This is a genomic window from Pseudoalteromonas sp. NZS127_1, assembly GCF_015864295.1.
Lineage (GTDB): Bacteria > Pseudomonadota > Gammaproteobacteria > Enterobacterales > Alteromonadaceae > Pseudoalteromonas > Pseudoalteromonas arctica.
The window spans coordinates 52,856-70,814 of record NZ_JADYXO010000004.1 but is presented as its reverse complement, the minus strand read 5'-3'; the positions used below and the strand labels follow the sequence as shown (position 1 = coordinate 70,814).

16 protein-coding genes are annotated in these 17,959 nt (G+C 35.2%); 12 read left to right on the top strand and 4 right to left on the bottom strand.

Annotation, left to right across the window (positions count from 1 at the left end):
• Positions 1-25: 25 nt before the first annotated feature.
• From I6F50_RS05815 to I6F50_RS05800, 4 genes are all read right to left on the bottom strand, one after another.
• Complete coding sequence (locus tag I6F50_RS05815; protein WP_197175589.1) at positions 26-1,342, bottom strand: O-antigen ligase; 1,317 nt, start codon at positions 1,340-1,342, stop codon at positions 26-28.
• Between the two features lie 101 nt (positions 1,343-1,443).
• A complete protein-coding gene (locus I6F50_RS05810) occupies positions 1,444-1,953 on the bottom strand; it encodes a hypothetical protein (RefSeq protein WP_197175588.1) in 510 nt (169 codons plus the stop codon).
• A gap of 21 nt (positions 1,954-1,974) precedes the next feature.
• A complete protein-coding gene (locus I6F50_RS05805; protein WP_197175587.1) occupies positions 1,975-3,978 on the bottom strand; it encodes an EAL domain-containing protein in 2,004 nt (667 codons plus the stop codon).
• Positions 3,962-4,657 (bottom strand): transglutaminase-like cysteine peptidase, encoded by a 696-nt coding sequence (locus I6F50_RS05800; RefSeq protein ID WP_197175667.1) that lies wholly within the window; start codon positions 4,655-4,657, stop codon positions 3,962-3,964. The genes I6F50_RS05805 and I6F50_RS05800 overlap by 17 nt, the downstream gene beginning before the upstream one ends.
• Positions 4,658-4,953: 296 nt before the next feature.
• On the opposite strand from I6F50_RS05800, the gene galU reads away from it, so the two are divergent.
• From galU to I6F50_RS05740, 12 genes are all read left to right on the top strand, one after another.
• Entirely contained in the window at positions 4,954-5,841 is an 888-nt protein-coding gene (gene galU / locus I6F50_RS05795) for a UTP--glucose-1-phosphate uridylyltransferase GalU (RefSeq protein WP_197175584.1), read from the top strand.
• Between the two features lie 52 nt (positions 5,842-5,893).
• A complete protein-coding gene (locus I6F50_RS05790; RefSeq protein ID WP_197175582.1) occupies positions 5,894-7,099 on the top strand; it encodes an O-antigen ligase in 1,206 nt (401 codons plus the stop codon).
• A complete protein-coding gene (locus I6F50_RS05785) occupies positions 7,092-8,069 on the top strand; it encodes an NAD(P)-dependent oxidoreductase (protein WP_197175579.1) in 978 nt (325 codons plus the stop codon). The genes I6F50_RS05790 and I6F50_RS05785 overlap by 8 nt, the downstream gene beginning before the upstream one ends.
• 13 nt (positions 8,070-8,082) lie before the next feature.
• A complete protein-coding gene (locus I6F50_RS05780; RefSeq protein ID WP_197175577.1) occupies positions 8,083-8,976 on the top strand; it encodes a glycosyltransferase family 2 protein in 894 nt (297 codons plus the stop codon).
• A 50-nt stretch (positions 8,977-9,026) separates the two neighbouring features.
• On the top strand, positions 9,027-9,941 hold the full coding sequence (locus I6F50_RS05775) for a glycosyltransferase family 2 protein (protein ID WP_197175575.1): 915 nt from the start codon (positions 9,027-9,029) through the stop codon (positions 9,939-9,941).
• 13 nt (positions 9,942-9,954) lie between these two features.
• Complete coding sequence (locus tag I6F50_RS05770) at positions 9,955-10,866, top strand: glycosyltransferase family 2 protein (RefSeq protein ID WP_197175573.1); 912 nt, start codon at positions 9,955-9,957, stop codon at positions 10,864-10,866.
• Positions 10,863-11,666, top strand: a complete 804-nt coding sequence (locus I6F50_RS05765; RefSeq protein ID WP_197175571.1) for a family 16 glycosylhydrolase — start codon at positions 10,863-10,865, stop codon at positions 11,664-11,666. Before I6F50_RS05770 ends, I6F50_RS05765 begins: the two co-directional genes overlap by 4 nt.
• 63 nt (positions 11,667-11,729) lie before the next feature.
• On the top strand, positions 11,730-12,902 hold the full coding sequence (locus I6F50_RS05760; protein ID WP_197175569.1) for a glycosyltransferase: 1,173 nt from the start codon (positions 11,730-11,732) through the stop codon (positions 12,900-12,902).
• A gap of 47 nt (positions 12,903-12,949) precedes the next feature.
• Positions 12,950-13,906 (top strand): glycosyltransferase family 2 protein, encoded by a 957-nt coding sequence (locus tag I6F50_RS05755; protein WP_197175567.1) that lies wholly within the window; start codon positions 12,950-12,952, stop codon positions 13,904-13,906.
• Positions 13,903-15,384, top strand: coding sequence for an oligosaccharide flippase family protein (locus I6F50_RS05750; RefSeq protein ID WP_197175565.1), 1,482 nt, complete (start codon positions 13,903-13,905; stop codon positions 15,382-15,384). Before I6F50_RS05755 ends, I6F50_RS05750 begins: the two co-directional genes overlap by 4 nt.
• Before the next feature lies 1 nt (position 15,385).
• Positions 15,386-16,270 (top strand): polysaccharide pyruvyl transferase family protein, encoded by an 885-nt coding sequence (locus tag I6F50_RS05745; RefSeq protein ID WP_197175563.1) that lies wholly within the window; start codon positions 15,386-15,388, stop codon positions 16,268-16,270.
• 89 nt (positions 16,271-16,359) lie between these two features.
• A complete protein-coding gene (locus I6F50_RS05740) occupies positions 16,360-17,373 on the top strand; it encodes a glycosyltransferase family A protein (RefSeq protein WP_197175554.1) in 1,014 nt (337 codons plus the stop codon).
• Positions 17,374-17,959 lie beyond the last annotated feature (586 nt).

Below are 17,959 nucleotides of genomic sequence, written 5' to 3'. Positions count from 1 at the left end.
ATTAGGTAATTACTTAGCTTTGTATTTAACCATGCTCTTTTCGGCTTCGTTTAGACGCGGGTAATTTACTGCTTAATATTGCCAAACATAAAATAGTCATAAACAACATTGAGTTTGCACCGGCTTGCAAAGAATAATCTACCAACGAGTGCAGCAGCATATCTATAATTGCAATGGCACAGCCAAAAGCAACACCCTGAAACAGCGCTGTTTTACGTTTTCGCATAGTCGCTATACATAACCATAAACAATAAAGTATAAGTGAGCCCAGTGCGGCTGTAGTAGGTATACCCAGCTCCACTGCAAACTGTACGTAATCGTTATGGGCATTATCGTAGTAACCAGAATAAGGCTCAGACTGATACGCCGGAAACGCAGTATAAAATGTACCACCACCAGAGCCCAACAAAGGCTTATCCAAAATAAGCGGTATAGAATCGCGTACAACTTCGTCACGGGTTTCTGATGAAATACTGGTTTCGCTAATACGCTGTTTAACTTTTTCTACATCAAATATAGCGCCAATAATAATTAAATCGATTATAAAAAAACTAACTATAAGTAGTTTAAACGCTTTAGGTTTTTGCCTGTAAATAAAAAACGCGAGTAAGCTAACAACCATTAATGCAATAAAAAATGCCGAGTTACCCATACGGCTACGCGTTAAAATTAACGCAACAATAATAATAATTAACGAAATACGTAAAATTATTTTTGAGCTTAAAAGTATTTCAGCCCACGCACGAAGCGTTTGCTTTAATGTTTGTTTGTAATCGCTAGTAGATCGCTTTAATTCGCTAACTAAAACACCAATACCTAGACATAAACATAAAGCTAAAAAGTTAGCCAAAAAGTTAGAGTAAGTAAACGTGCCAATAGCACGGTCGGTATGTTTATAGCCAAATAACGGGCTAATTATATCTGGCGATAAATTTAAATAAGTCGCATATAAAGCCTGAAATACGCCTGCACTTATAATTGCGTATATTAAATTTTTAATATGCTTTTCACTATTGCAATAAATAAGCACAAGCCAACAAAATAAAATCATAAAACTTGTTTTAATAAGCATTTGTTTAGTTTGAAACGGGTCAACACTTACGGTAAATATTTGTACTGCGCATACGCCCGCAACTATACCGAGTACAGTAAATAAAGGCCAAGAATATAAAGGAGGGTATAAAGGGTGCTCGTTATTAATACTGCTGTAAACTAAATGGGTGAAAAAGGTAGCACTAATTAATATCCCCATTGCTAAAATTGCCCAAGGGCGGTAACTACCTAATGGTAAGGGCAGCAAAAATAAAATTGCGCAGAGTAAAAAAAATATAAAACGATTCACAGGATTCTCTAAACTAAGAGCCTAAAAAGAAGGGCTAAAAAAATAAGCCATATAAAGTAAAACGCAGCCAAAAGGCTGCGTTTTTATTATTTTATTAACGGTTAGTTACCGACTTCAGATATACCTTCATCGCCACCTGTGCCGCCGGCACCTTGTGGTACTGGAGTTGTTGGTAAAGTAACAATTACCGGGGCTACAGGAGTTGGAGCGCCACCTGGGCCAGCTGCTGTTGCTTCAGAGGCAACAGTGGCATCAACGCCAGCGGTAATAGCAGCAAGTGTAATGGTATCGCTGTCAACGCCAGCGGCTACAAGTGCAGCTAAAAAATCAGCAATAAGTGGGCTATCAGCACCAATAGCGTCTACAACTACAGTCATCATAGAATCAACTTGGGCAGCAGTACAATTTGTACATACGCCGTTAATAGCCGCTACTAAGTCTGCTTTAAGCTGATCTGGAGCTGTTTCAGCGGTTACGCTATTTAAAACGTTGACTAAATTAGTCATGCCTTCAGTTTGTACGACTGCATCAGTATCCGTTTGTGCATAACTTGGTAAAACTGTAAGTGCAGATGCACCAGCGATTAAGCTGGCCAATATAAATGATTTCATCTCTTGTCCCTTGGTAGAGTATTAATTACAAAATCTTAGCGCATCGGTGCAAAAAGTAAACTCTTTATTTTCGCCATTATCATTAGTTTTTATTATCTTGGTTGGCGGCATTATTAAATTGCCCTGTACGCCATCGCAACCTAAACCTTCAAGTACCTTTAAAGTTTCAGGTTTTTCAATTAAACAAGCTAAAACTTTAATACCAAAGCCATGACAAATATTATTAACTGTTTGAATAAAAAATTGGCTTTGGGTGTTATCTAATAAATCTTGAATATAGCTACCATCTATTTTTATATATTCAATATCTAACCCTTGTAAGTATCTAAACGAGGTTAAACTAGTGCCAAAGTGTTCAACACACACACTTATGCCAATATCTTTTATTGTATCTATATGTAAAGAGGCAACATGTACGTTGTAAAGCAAGCTAATTTCATGCAATTCAAAAACCAAGTTTGTTTTAATAATTGGTTTAGTGTGAGCATAAAGAGTAAGCCATTCAATAAAGTCAGTTGAATACAACGAAGCTTTACTAATATTTAACGCAAATGTATCGTCTGGGTGTTGCTCTTTAACGTTTACAAAGTTACGAATTATTTTTTTGTCTAACTCTTCGGTTAAGTTAAGCTTTTCGGCCATAGCAAATAAATGGCCATTATTAACCTTTTCGCCTTCATGCGTAAAATGAGCAAACACCTCAAAGTAGCACTGCTTGTTTTGTGAGTTAGTGCGCTTGACTGGCTGCACCGAAAAGCTAACTTCACCAGTAGCAATAATTGATTGAATAAGCGAACGCCACTCTTTAACACTAAACAAAGTATCTTTATCTACTTTATTTACAGCCGAATCGCCAATAGTACAGCCAGTATCAAGCGCCGAAAGCACACTCCCAATAGATGAGCCATTATCAACACTTACTAACGCTAAGTTAGCAAAACCATTTACGTGTAAGCTGTTTTTCTTTTTACTAAAGGCATCATTTATATCGAGGCGTGTTCTACTTAAAAATTGCATATCGAATGGGACTAAAGCAATAAAAGTACTGCCGTTAAGTCTAAATATTTTAGAATTAGTTAAAGCACCAAACACATTTTGCAAAGTAACGCTTACATCATGTACGTGCTCGTCACCATCTTGGTAACTTACAGTTTGGTTAATATTAGCAAGTGAGGGGAGAGTAACCATCATTGCAGTGATTGGAGTGTCGCTAGTAATGGTGTCAACCACTGAGTTAAAGTGGTTCTCAAACGAACGGCGGTTACCCAGCCCAGTGAGTGAGTCTACATATACTTCATCGGTAAGTGCTTGTGTTTGCTTTGTTAAGGAGTCGAAGGTGCTTTGTAGGTTCATTACCATATTATTAATGGCTTTAGTCACAGTACGTAGCTCGCGCGCAACAGGTATTTCGTCGTTTAATGTAAAGCGTTTACGCGTAACCAAATGTGCTTGGTTTTCTACTGCTTTTAAAGGTTTAAATACAGCACGTAATATTAAATATGCTACAGCAAGCGACGCTAGTAATAATAATAAAGAACCATAAAAGCTACGTTTAGTATGTTCCCATAGCGTTAAATACGATTGGCCAACATGGCTTGTTACTTCAAGCACTCCCGCCATGATCCAGCCATTGTTTAATTCTGATTGCATAGTAGGGGCGTTGAGCTTTACTGCTGTAATAAACCAATTAGGTACAGACTCAACGCGTTTTGGGCTTGTTAGGTTAAATACCACGTTACTATCGGCGTTAGTAAATTTTATTTGTTTGTAATAACCCGAGTCGAAAATAGCGGTTGCCATGGTTTGGGCAATCATTAAGCTATCTTCTTCAAGGTAGGGTGAAATAGAAAGCCCTAAGCTTGTTGCTGTATCTTGCGCGTGGCTACCCATTTGCGTTTGTAAGTATTGGCGAGTGGTATCAACGTCAGTAATTACGCGTACAAAAAACGAAAGTACCGAAATCAATATAATAAGGCCATATACTTGGGTTTTTAAACTCAATCCATTTTTAAAAAGTCGAGACATAACTCGGTGTTCCTTTATCACTTTTGGCGGGCGCAAGCTCACCTTGTTCAATTCGCTCTAGCATGGTGTTCCAGGCAGAAACACCACGGCTATTTTTTACTTTATTGCCTAACCCTTTTGATTTGGCTAACCATAAACCTTGGCCATTAAAACTATATATAGGTGTTAAATCAGGGCGTTTATTAGCGGGCAGTAGTTTAGTATTAAAGTTACCTAAAACAAAGGGGATTTGATTAGGAGTTTCAATATATATCAGCACCATATGAGGTTGATTAACTGTTTTTTGACGTACATACATTAAACGTACTTTATCTTCGGGTACGCCAAGTGCTATTAATGTAAAGTATTTGGCAATTACGTAGTCTTCACAATCACCCATACCCACGCCTAAGCTTTCAAGCGGGGTGGCCCAATAATCTTTTTGGTGCCAAAGCTCATCATCGGTTTTGTATTTAATGTGCTTATTAAAAAAGTCATTCACCAAATGGATTTTTTGCCATTCACTTTTGTCAGCCGATTCATCTATAAAACTGAGCCAGTTTTTAATGCGTTTATGCCCTTCATTACCATATTGTTTTTGAGCGCGCGCAATTATATCGCTATTGCGTAAATACAAAAGCATATCTTGTGCGCATACAAAAAAAGACACTAATAATAAAATGTAAAACCCTAAACGCACAAATGTTCCTTCAAGTCTGTGTTCCATAATAACCAAACAAGCCTAGTATAGTATTGGTAGCTTTGGAAAGGTAGATCACTAAAAAGTATGAGAGCACTAAAATAGTGCGATGCAACCCAGTATGGTGCAACATATTATTAACAAAAAAACAATCAAAAAGTACTCTTTAATTATTGAGTGCATTATTGTGTTGTGTATAATAGCAATCTCACACGGCATGTGAAGCGCTTGAAAAGGGATTTTAGCTTAGCAGTTCCTTTTTTTGTGGTTTAACAAAAATAATGAAAGGAATTAAAGTGAAAGTTTTAAAAGCAGTATTGCCTGTAGCTGGCCTTGGTACGCGTATGTTACCAGCCACAAAAGCCATCCCTAAAGAAATGCTTCCTCTGGTAGATAAACCTTTAATTCAATACGTAGTTAACGAAGCCGTAGCAGCTGGTATTAAAGAAATTGTGCTTGTCACACACGCTTCAAAAAACTCAATTGAAAACCATTTTGATACAAGCTTTGAGCTAGAAGCCACACTAGAGGCGCGCGTAAAGCGTAGTTTACTAGAAGAGGTTCGCTCAATAGTACCAAAAGATGTAACGGTAATTTCTGTTCGTCAATCAGCACCACTAGGTTTAGGCCATGCTGTTTTAGCAGCGCGCCCAATTGTCGGTAATAACCCATTTGCAGTAATGTTACCTGACGTAATTATTGATAAATATAAATCAAATTCAAAAACTGACAATTTAAGTCAAATGATCGACCGATTCGACAAAACGGGCTACAACCAAGTAATGGTAGAGCCAGTGCCTCAAGAGCAAGTGCATCAATATGGTGTGGTTGATTTAGCAGGTAAGAAAATAAATGCCGGCGAAAATGCTGCAATTAAAAACATGGTCGAAAAACCAAATAACGATGAAGCACCGAGTAATTTAGCTATTACAGGGCGTTATGTTGTATCTACAGCAATTTGGGATTTACTAGAATACACCCCACCAGGCGCAGGCGGCGAAATACAACTTACTGATGCTTTATTGCAATTGCGCCACCTAGAAACGCTTGAAGCCTACCATCTAAAAGGTAAATCTCATGATTGTGGTTCTAAATTAGGTTACATGTTGGCCAATGTAGAATATGCAATGCAATCAAGCCATATGGGTGAAGAGTTTACGAGGCAGGTTAAAGCGTTATTTTGAGTCTGTACCTGTAGGAGTTCACTTAATAGATAATTAATCAAGCTAGGTGATAATGTTAATAAAAAAAGATCATTTATATGCTTCAATATGGGCTTCGTTAGCGATTGGTTCGCTATTGTTTAATACGATGTTTGGCGCACTTGCAGCATTAACCTTCTTGATTGCTGGTACAGCTTATGCAGCTTCTAATCTTATTTACACAAATAGAGTTTGTAGAAAAAATTGGGAGTTGTTTGTAGTACCTGCTTTATGTTTTTTATCTGCGGTTTGGTCCGATATCCCAATTACTGTAATAAGAGGTAGTATTCAACTATTGCTAACAACAATTTTTGCTGTTGTCATAGCTAGCCGTCTAAATATGAACTTATTCCTTAGAGCAGCAGCTATTATAATGTTGCTCGCAATGGCTATGAGTTTATTTTCATCTAGAACTGCCCTTAACGGGATGACCGGTGAAATAAGTTTAATAGGAATTTTTGGCAGTAAAAACTATCTTGCTACCAATACTTCAATGTGTATTGTTGTAGCGATTACTCTATTGCTAAATAAAAAAATAGATACTGCTAGCCGTGTATTAGGTTTTATATTATTAGCTATCTCAGCTTTAGTACTTATTAAAGCAAAATCCCTCGGGGCGATAGTGTTTATTGTAGGAAGTATTTTAATTAGTTTGTCGATTGTTATTTACCAAAATATGTCTCTAGATAAATTTACACGTAGTAAATTTAATTACCTGATATCATTTATATGCCTATTTGCTTTGTTCTTTTTGGTTTATTCGCTTGCTAATCACAGCTTTAATGAGTTTATGTTTAGCATTGGTAAAGATCCAACTCTAACGGGCCGCACATACTTATGGGAAAGAGGAATCAACTTAATAGCAGATAAGCCATTGTTTGGTGTCGGCTTCCAAAGTTTGTTTTATGTAGGTAATAATGTAGCTGAAGATATTTGGGCGATCCATCATGTGCCATCAGGGGCTGGTTTTAATTTTCACAATATGTATATAGATATAGCTGTGGAGTTAGGCTTGATTGGGCTTTTTTCATATATTTATTTAATAATGGTGTTCATTAGAAGGATTTTTAGCTTAAAAAAAATAACTATTGGAAGCTCTCACTTTTTTTCAATTTTAATGTTGAGCTATTTATTTTTTCAGGCTTTTTTAGAGGCTGTATGGTTTGAACAATTTACAATCATCCATCTATTTATGTGTATGGCTTGGGTTTATTTAAAGGGAGATGAAAGTAATGACTAATGAAATACATAATGGTGTTGTGATATTTGGCGGGTCTGGTTTTATTGGGTCACACCTGATTGACAAACTTAAAATGCAAGGCTGCAAAAAAGTTATTTCGATAGATATAAGAAAACCAAAAATAAAAAGAGAAGGTGTTAAATACATTTTAGCTGACGTACGTGACTTATCTTCTTTAGATTTATTTGATGGGATCGAAAAAATTTACAATTTTGCGGCTATCCACACTACACCTGGGCATGAACACCATGAGTACTATGAAACAAATATTTGTGGTGCAATAGAAGTTTGTAAATACGCAGAAAGAGCAGGTATTGAGCATATAGTTTTTACTAGTTCGATTTCAGTCTATGGGCCCAGCGAAGAGCAAAAAACTGAAGAAACCGTATTACAACCAGAGTCATCTTACGGCTATTCTAAGATGATTGCAGAGAAAATCCATAAAGAATGGCTCAACAAAGATTCAATAAATAAACATTTAGTAATAGTGAGACCTGCAGTTGTATTCGGTCCTGGCGAAGGTGGTAATTTTACTAGGTTGGCAACATTACTTAGCAAAGGCATCTTTATTTATCCAGGAAGAAAGAACACAATTAAAGCGTGTATATACGTAGATGATTTGCTGGAGGCTATTAATTTTGCTGAAGAACAAAACCAAACACTAGTTACGTTTAATGGTGCTTACCATCATGGCTACACTCTAGAAGATATAATAATAACTTTTCAGTCTAATCATTTTGATAATGTGAAAACAGTCATGTTACCAAAAGCTATTGTTCTTGGAGTAGCAAAAACTTTGCGTTTGTTTAATGCGTTCAATATTGGGATCCATCCAGATAGAGTAATGAAATTAGTGAAATCTACAGATGTTTACCCAGGCTGGTTAGTATCAAAAGGTAAAAAATTTGATGGCGGAGTTGAGCTTGCATTAAGCAAATGGTCATCTGCTACAAATGGAAAGTTTAATTAGATAAGGTTAATACATGGAAATTTGTGTTGCGATATGTACATACCAGCGAAGCAGCCTCAGGGATACGCTAGAGTCTTTAACAAAACAGTCTTTATCAGAGGATATAACGCTAAAGGTATTAGTCGCTGATAACGATAAAACAAATAAAGCAAAAGATACAATTGAAGCTTGGGCTGAAGAGTTTGGCTTGAATCTAAAGTATGTGCATGCACCTTCTCAAAATATTTCAATTGCAAGGAATGCATGTTTAGATAATGTTGATTGCGATTGGATGGCATCTATTGATGATGATGAGATTGCTTCAGTCTACTGGCTTTCAAACTTATACAGAAAAGCACAATTAGAAAAAGCTGCTGTTGTTTGCGGACCAGTTAAAGCTATTTATCAAGAAAATGCACCAACATGGATGAAAAAATGTGATTTTCATTCCCAATATCCAGTTTATGTAAAAGGTGTAATACAAACTACATCAACGGCAAACGCTCTAATTCATTTAAAGCACCCTGCCTGTGCTGATCTACGTTTTGACTATTCTTTAGGTAAATCGGGGGGGGAGGATAGTAGTTATTTTTCATCTGTTTATTCTAATGGGGGCAATATTACTTTTGCGCCTGATGCATTAGTAACAGAACCTGTCCCGTTAGAAAGGGCAAATTTAATGTGGTTATTAAAGCGAAAATTTAGATTTGGACAAACATGTGGTGCCCGATTACTCAAACATAAGTTTAGTTTTAAAAACAAAATAAAATATAGTGCTTTAGCAATTTGTAAATTTACGTTCTGCTTATTTATGTGCCTTTTATCAATGTTGGGTAGTGATAAAAAATATAAATGGTTACTAAGAGGAACTCTTCATTTTGGAGTACTTGCAAAGCTTTTAGGTAAAAACGAGATAATTCAGTACTAAGGACTTTAAAATGATCGAGAATTCAGTCGATTATATCAACAAGGAATCAAATGAAAGTTGAATTAGAAGTTTCAGTTGTTATCGCGGCATGGAACTCTGAAAAATTTATCAGTAAGGCGATAGACTCGGCTTTGCAGCAAGATATAAGCCTTGAGGTAATAGTGGTAGATGACTTTTCAAATGATAATACTTGTAGAGTAGTTGAAAGTTATAAAGATGAACGTGTCAGGTTAATTCGTTCTAGTGGAAATGGTGGTCCAGGAGCTGCTCGAAATATTGGGTTTTCAGCTGCAAAAGGGAAGTGGATAGCTGTTTTAGATTCAGATGATTACTTTTTACCTAACAGATTAAATACGATGATTAATTCAGATGATGGAACAGCAGATATTTTAATCGATGATTTTTACATGTGTCTAGGGGAACCTAACCAACTTAAGCCATTTTATACTAATAACGAACTCAAAACGGGCAATTTATCGCTTGCGGAGTTTATTGCTGGAAATTCAGATTTTATGGGTAAAAAGACGACCGGTTATGTGAAACCTATTTTTTTAAAGTCGTTTTTAATAACTAATAATGTGCAGTATTGGCCTGAGGTTCGCATTGGGGAAGACTACTATTTCTTAGCATCATGTTTAGCAGCGAAAGCGAAAGCTAAGGTGGTCGAAGTTTGTGGTTATGTATATAACATCAGGGGGGACTCTATTTCAGGGAAGCTTAGTCAAGAGCATATCGCTAAGTTTCAATGGGGAGATAAAAAGTTTGCAGAAATGTATCCCCTTCAATTTGTGGAATATAAAGCTTTTAAACTCAGAAGTAGAAACTTATCTAAAACTAAAAGCTATATTTCACTTGTTGAGTCAATTAAAAATAAAAAAGTTTTAAAGTCACTTTGTATTATAGCAGCGAACCCAAGAGCGTGCAGTTTGTTGTGGTTACCAATAAGAAAAAGATTATTAAATTAATATGGAGATTTCTTTGAAAGTACTAGTTGCAGTGTTAACAACAGGAAGTAGAAGCTCGACCTTTGAGCAATGCTTATTGAGTATTATTGAGCAAAAGCTCGATAGTAATATCGAATTGAGTATATTGGTTGTTGAAAATAATGTTGAACATAGTCAGTTGGTTGGTGGTAGTTTAAGTAAGCTTTCAAATGAAAGTGATGTAAAAATCATTCATGCTCTCGAAACAAAAAAAGGGATCCCATATGCACGGAATAACGCTTTAACGTTTGCTACAAAAAAAAACTACGATTATCTAGCTTTTATTGATGACGATGCTTTTGCGCAACAAAACTGGCTTCAATCACTTTGCTCTAAAGTGAATGGTTTTGACGTCGTCGCAGGACCTCAAAAAGCTATCTTTCCAGCTAATACAGCTAAATATTTCTATTTAGCAAGTTTATATCATGAGCGTAAAGTAAACGAAGGGGTAGTTGTTAAATGGGCGGCGACTAATAATATTTTAATTGACGTCAACACAATGAAAAAATCCAATCTTAAATTTAATGAGTCACTTATCCATGGTGGTGAAGATAAAGAGCTTTTTTTAAGGCTTACAGCATCCGGTGGCAAAATTATTTGGGTGCAAAGTGCGATAGTTCAAGAGCATATAGTATATGAACGTTTAACTACTAAGTGGGCATTAAGGCGTTGTTTTAGGATGGGAGCGACAGGTTTTAAAATTGAAAGCTGCAATAAGTCTTTTTTCAAGGTGTTGAGTACATGCGCTTTTAAAGGTGTTGCATATATAGTTAAGGGCTTACTATCATTTTTACCATTCTTGATTAGTCCTAAGCGTACACACTTAGATAGCTTATGTGATTTGTCGCATGGAATAGGCTTTTTTTATGGGATCTTTTCAGGTGGTAAGGTTAGGAGTTATGCATGAAACCAAAAGCATTAGTTATTTTATTTTTACCATCATGCTTATATGCTCAAGAGTATACGAAGTTGGTGTGGAGTGATGAATTTAACTACGCTGGACTCCCTGACGATAGAAAATGGAGCTATGAAGAAGGCTACGTTCGAAATGGTGAAAAACAGTTATATGTTGTGAAAAACAGTGAAAACTCGAGAGTTCAGAATGGAATGCTCGTAATTGAGGCTAAAAAAACTACGCCTAAAAAGCTTGGTTTTTTGCAAGAGCTGTTTGCAACTAGACCACAGCTATACACTTCAGCAAGTTTAACAACTCGCAACTTGAACTCATGGGTATATGGCCGGGTAGAAGTAAGAGCTAAAGTACCTCAAGGTAAAGGTGTTTGGCCTGCTATTTGGTTACTAGGTTTAGATAAAGAACATAAAGGCTGGCCAGCTAAAGGTGAGATAGACATTATGGAGTATGTTGGTTACCAACAAAATAAAGTACATGTAGCTTTGCATACAAAAATGAGAAACCATCAAAATAAAAAAGCTGTTAATCGGCAATTTGAGCTAAATGATTTAGACAAATCATTTTATACGTATGCAGTAGAAAAACATCCAAACAAGATTGATTTTTTTGTTGATAATGAATTGCTACTTAGTTACAAAAAAGAGGGGAATTCTGAAGCTTATTGGCCTTTTAATAAGCCTATGTATTTAATAATAAACTTGGCGATAGGTGGCTCTTGGGGAGGGAAGTATGGTGTTGACGATGCAATTTTTCCACAAAAGTTTTTAATAGATTATGTCAGGGTTTATCAATAGACAAAGTTGATAAAGAGTTATTTTTTAAGTCCTTGAATAAGGCATAACAATGGATGGTGATCAGTGGTTACAATTTTTTCTATTTCAATATTTATTTTAATTTATATATATTTTTTGTTCCCTTTAATTATATATATTTGTGGTGCGCTTAAAAAAGATAGTGTGAAACAAGATGTTTCCAACACAGATAAAACTATTGTCATTGTTGTACCTGCTCACAATGAAGAGGCTGTTATCAGTAAAAAAATTGAGAATCATTTAGCTTTGGATTATGAGCAAAATAATTACAAAATACTCGTGATATCAGACACTTCTTCCGATAAAACAGTCGAGATAACTAATATCTACGTAGATCAGTATCCAGAAAGAGTCGAGCTATTTGAAGTAAACGATGGTTTGGGGAAAACTAATGCAATTAACCAAGCTTTAGTTAATATTGATTGCGATATTTTAGTTTTTTCAGACGCGAATGTTTATTTAAAAAGCGATGCTCTCCTACAAATATCAAAATGTTATGAAGACAAAAATGTTGGAGGCGTAGCTGGTCAATTAATTTACACAAATAACGATGTTGAAGGTGCTGCTCAAAGTAATGGGTTGTATTGGAAATATGAAGAAATGATAAAGAAATCAGAATCTCTTTCAGGCTCAATGATGGGGGCCGATGGATCAATTTTTTCTATAAAAAGAAGATTGTTAAGAGAGTTACCTGTGCATGTGCTTGATGATTTTTGCTCTTCTATGGGTGTTATAAATCAAGGTTATAAGTTGAAATTTGATGACACTATCACAGCTTATGAAAAAGGAGCAGAGTCGACCGCAGAAGAATTTCCGCGAAAAGTTAGAATTAGTAATCGTTCTTACAACAGCTATAAACATTTAAGAGCTGAATGTTTTAAAACACTTTCACTATTTGATTTATGGAAGTTGTATTCACATAAAGTACTGCGTTGGTACAGCCTGTTTTTTATGGTATCTGCTTTAGTTTCTAATCTATTTATAGCTATCAGTGAGGAGGGTTATATATTCACAAGTGTTTTAATATTACACGTTCTTTTCTATATTATGGCAGCTTTATCTTGGCTAAATAAACTCCCCAATATTCCGGTAATTTCAAAATTAGCAGCAATAGCTGAGTATTTTACTATGGCTAATGTGGCAGCTGGCATTGGTATACTGCAGTCTATTTCAGGTAAGAAAACGGTAACATGGAAAAAAGCTGATTCTACACGCTAACAATGCGATCTAAAATTTAGCTCTGTTTTAATTAATAAGGAAGTGCTTTGTTAAATAATAATTCCATTGCAGTGATTATAGCTGCTTATAATTCTGAGAATACAATAGGCAGGGCAATTGAGTCTGTCATTAACGAAGGTAATGTTAAACAAATAATAATTGTTGATGATTGCTCAAGCGATAATACATTTGAAATTGCTAAATGTTATAAAAACCAGAACGATAAGGTTTCTGTGTACTCAACATCTACGAATAGTGGACCTTCAAAAGCAAGAAATATAGCGCTAAACAAAGCGACGTGCGATTGGGTTACGGTCTTAGATTCAGATGACTATATAGAAAGTGGCCGTTTTAAAAAATTACTTTCTTACAGTGATGGGTATGAGCTAATTGCAGATGATCAATACCGTGTATATGAACATGATAAAACTACTGAAAAAACTGAAATGTTAGGGGCGAAACAGTGCTTTCCCGTAACTATTTCATTAGCAGAGTTTATTGAATCAAATATTACAAAAGAAGGCCAATATAGAAAAGAACTTGGTTTCATCAAACCTATAATTAAACTAGATTTTTTATTAAAACATCGGCTGACTTATCAGGAAACTATGCGGTTAGGTGAGGATTATGAACTATACTGCAGATGCCTTGCACTAGGCGCTAAATTAAAATTAATTGAGGCTTCAGGGTATGTTGCTGTTGTACGGGAAGCGTCGCTGTCAGGTTCCCATAGTAAACAAGATTTGATCCAATTACGTGACTGCAATTATGAAATAATAAACAGAATGCCTCTAGAACCTCAAGAAAAAAAGTTAATGATACAGCATGCAGATAGTATCAATATAAAAATCCAGTGGATTGATTTTTACTCCTCAGTAAAAAGTAGAAATTGTAAGATGGTAATAAAGTCATTTTTTAACTCTTATTCTGCATTCAAATTTATTTTAAAAAATTTAAAAGAGCAATTTGCTATTCGTATTTTAAAAAGAAGCAGCGGAAAGTGATAAAAGGCTCAGTTAAAGGGGTTTTGTGGCTCTTTCTTAGTAAATTGTTCCCCCCTATAATAAATTTTAGTGTTTTTGCCTATACGGCGCGCATACTTGCACCTGAAGACTTTGGTTTAGTAGCTATGGCATTAGCAATTATTTTTATTGCGAGTAGCTTTATGCCATCGGGTTGGCGTGATTCTATTATTAAATATCAAATTGAAGATAAACTTATAATCAGCAGTATTTTTTGGTTAAATTTGGCTGTTTCTTTGCTTATATCAGCTATTATTATCGGCTTTTCTTTTTTTTCATTCTTTGAATTTCAAACCCGAACCTTTAATTTAGCTCTTACTATATTTTGTTTAAAACTAATTTTTGATGGATTATTCTATACATTAAATATAGTTTTATTAAAGCAGCAGTTATATTCCCTAATTGCGCTGCGCACAATTTTCTCAGCGGTGATATCTGCAGCTATTATTATTGGACTGCTGTTACTAGATTTTGGCGTTTGGGCTTTAATTTGGGCACAAGCAATTTTATCTATTGCTAACTTTTTTGCTGTATACTTACCTACAAGAAAGCTGGTTACTTTTCAGTTCTCACTTGCAAGCATAGTGAAGCTCAATAGCTTTGCTGCTTATTCCACGCTTACGAATGGGGTTACTTCAATATTAGATCATTATGAATCAGTGATAATTGGTGCTGTGCTAGGTAAGCGAGAGCTTGGTTTTTATAATGTCGCTAAACGGTTTTCTAATATTATTAGTGATATCTTTATTGGTACTGTAAGCGAAATTAGTTTTCCTCTTTTGGCTAAAAAACAAGAAGAAATGATAGAGTTTCGTAAGGCTTTTATGAACTCTGTTTACTTTTCGGTGCTGATTTTATTTCCTCTATTTACCTTTTGTTTTATTAATAGCGAAAAAATATTTTTACTACTATTTACCGAAAAATGGCTAAATGCATCGGTGGCTTTTCAAGCTTTTTGCATCATCTTTGCTTTCATTATTTTAGGCATACCACAAAAGAATGTAATTGTACTAAGTAATCACGCTAAGTGGTGGTTTCAACTGCAGGTTAAACTCTCGTTTATTATTGTCCCCCTAACAGCAGCAAGCGCATTTTTGGGATTAAATGCATTACTTATCATGCTTATACTTGGTAAGTGTTTGTACTGTTCATTATCGCTGTGGAAGTCATGTCAGATATTATCGCTTGATGTCAAAAAGTATATAGTTAGTTTTATAGTACCCTTAATTTGTTGCATTGTTACGGCAATTACAACCTCACTAATAACTCAGTTTATTCCCCCATTAAAATTTATATTGGTAGATATTACGATATCTGCCACCATCTTTTTTATAATTTATCTGACTCAAATGCTCTTATTCGATAGAAAAAAAATAGTCAGCATTGGCTTAGTATTATTGCCAAATAATCAGCATTTAAACAAGCTTGCAAAAAACATTAATAATCAGGAACTTCAATAACATGAAACTTACTTTTTACAAAGGCGATATTCCCAATTTCGGTGATGACTTAAATAACATTATGTGGAATGCATTACTCGCTCCAGGCTTTCTTGATGACAATGAAGACGAACTTTTTTTAGGCGTTGGCTCTATTTTATGGGACTTTTTACCTAAAAAACCTAAAAAAATTGTTATGGGTTCTGGGTACGGCGGTTATTCAGGAAAACCAAATGTACACGACGGAAGTTGGGATGTTGCTTTTGTTCGCGGCCCAAGAACAGCCAAGGCACTTAACTTAGACCCTAACTTAGCTATTACTGATGCAGCTATTTTAACACGATTTATGAATCTACCAGCTCAAGCCAAAAAATACAAAGTAAGCTTTATGCCTCATTGGGAAAGTATTCCCCGTGGAAACTGGCAGAGTGTATGTAAACAAGCGGGAATTAACTATATAGACCCAACAGATCCAAATGTAATGCGTTCGTTACAAGCGATACAACAAACTGAATTACTTGTAACAGAGGCGATGCATGGGGCTATTTTAGCAGATACGCTTCGAGTGCCATGGCTAGCATTAGAGCCCATCTTTCCACTACATAGAAATAAATGGTTTGATTGGTCAGAATCAATGTCAATTGATCTTAAATTTAATACCGCACCAAGTTCTTCAATTAAGGATTTTTGGTCACATAAAACAGGTAACCAAGGTATGGGAAATCGAAGTGTTCAACTGGGTAAATTATTAAATTTTACTGATTCGTACTTTATAGATAATGCTGCTGAAAAGCTTTTAATGCTTGCTAAAAATCACGGGCAAATGAGTAGCGATAATACCTTTATAGATAGGTCAGAGATGGCGTTAGAAAAATTATCTCAGTATTGTAAAATCAACAGTTTATAGTAATTAAATGACCCGAATTTATGTATAACGTTGTTGTTAAAGAATGGAAATAGGCTTTTTGCAATATAAATGTAAAATAGGAAAGTATTATGTTTAAGTATCATGTTGGAGTAGTTATACCTTTTTATCAACGGGAATCAGGTATATTAGCTAAAGCATTGCTTTCAATAGCGGCGCAAGAGGTTAAAAAGACAAAATTTACGATTGTGGTTGTTGATGATGGCTCGCCAGTACCAGCAGACAAAGAGCTTGCTTCAGTTCAATTGCCAGATAATTGTCAAATAGAATTAATCAAACAAAAAAATGCGGGGCCAGCAGTTGCGAGGAATACTGCGTTAGATTATTTGCAAAAAAATAAAATAGATACCGTTGCATTTTTAGATTCGGACGATGTTTGGAACAAGCATCATGTTTCCGAAGCCTTATCAGCATTGTCAGCTGGAGCAGGTTTTTATTTTTGTAATCATAGCCGCTTTAATACAGCTCTATCATGGTTTGAATCATTGAATTGTTTCAAAGAGTGGAACGATATGCTGATTGAATATAATATTAAATTTAGTTCAGATAAGAATTTAGCTGAATTATCAGGAGCTAATTGTTTTAAACTATTTATTAGAGAATATTTAAGTCAAACATCTTGTATTGTTTACGATTTTAAATCACTGCCAGATAAGCGTTTTGATCCTTCATTAGTAAGTGCTGGAGAGGATTTTTTTCTTTGGCTACATTTAGTGCGTAGCTGCGAAAAAGTTATTTTTTCATTAAATAAAAATGTTCACTGCGGTGCAGGAGTAAACATTTATTTTGATTCATTCGATTGGAATAAACTCTCATCTTCGACTCAGCAAGGGTATCATTTTATTTTGTATAAAATGATACTTTCTTCATTTCCGTTACAAAAAAGCGAATATGCTTTGATTAAGCAATCTGCAGATCAGCATTTAAATCTTTATTCTTATTTAATGTTGAAGCACTTTATTACCAGAGTAGGTTTTAACAGAGGATTAGCAGTATCTATTTTAAAAAGATTTCCAGGAGCGATGTTTCTCGTACCATTTCGCTTTATTAGGGCTTCTATGAATAGAAAGATATTACAAAAATAATTGGCAGTGAACTAAAGTTGTAAAAAGTTGTTTTCACTTCGAGCACAGGTGATTTTAATGAGGCATATAATCACCTCCTAGCTAGAATGCAAAGACTAATACAAATATGATTAGACTTATATATTAAGTCTATAAAGTAATAATGTAGCATTTGGGCATCAATTAGCGATACTTTCTGAGTCTAGGATCTCATTCTATCAAAATGTAGCTGTATGTCATGAGCGTGCAATAGCAAATGGTTCAGCAATAAAATGGGTTGCTAACTACACTTTAATTGATGTTAGTTTTAAGGTAGTAAAAAGTTTGAATTTAAGCCTGAAGTATTAAATGGGGGTAATGATGCTGAGTTATTGTACTAGTTAACAAATCAGGTGGTAAGTTTATATGGAGCGTACCGGGTATTGTTCGTGAGTATATAGCCAAAAGTCATTTATAGGTTAATTGGGCTTAGTTAGGCACGTTTTTTACTTTGCGATTTCATCTAAAAGTCCAGCACTTAATTCTTTATGTGATTTATCAGATGGAGTAAGCTTTTTACGGCTTATTCAGCAAAGGCCTAGTTCGCAAATATACATAATTTATTTAG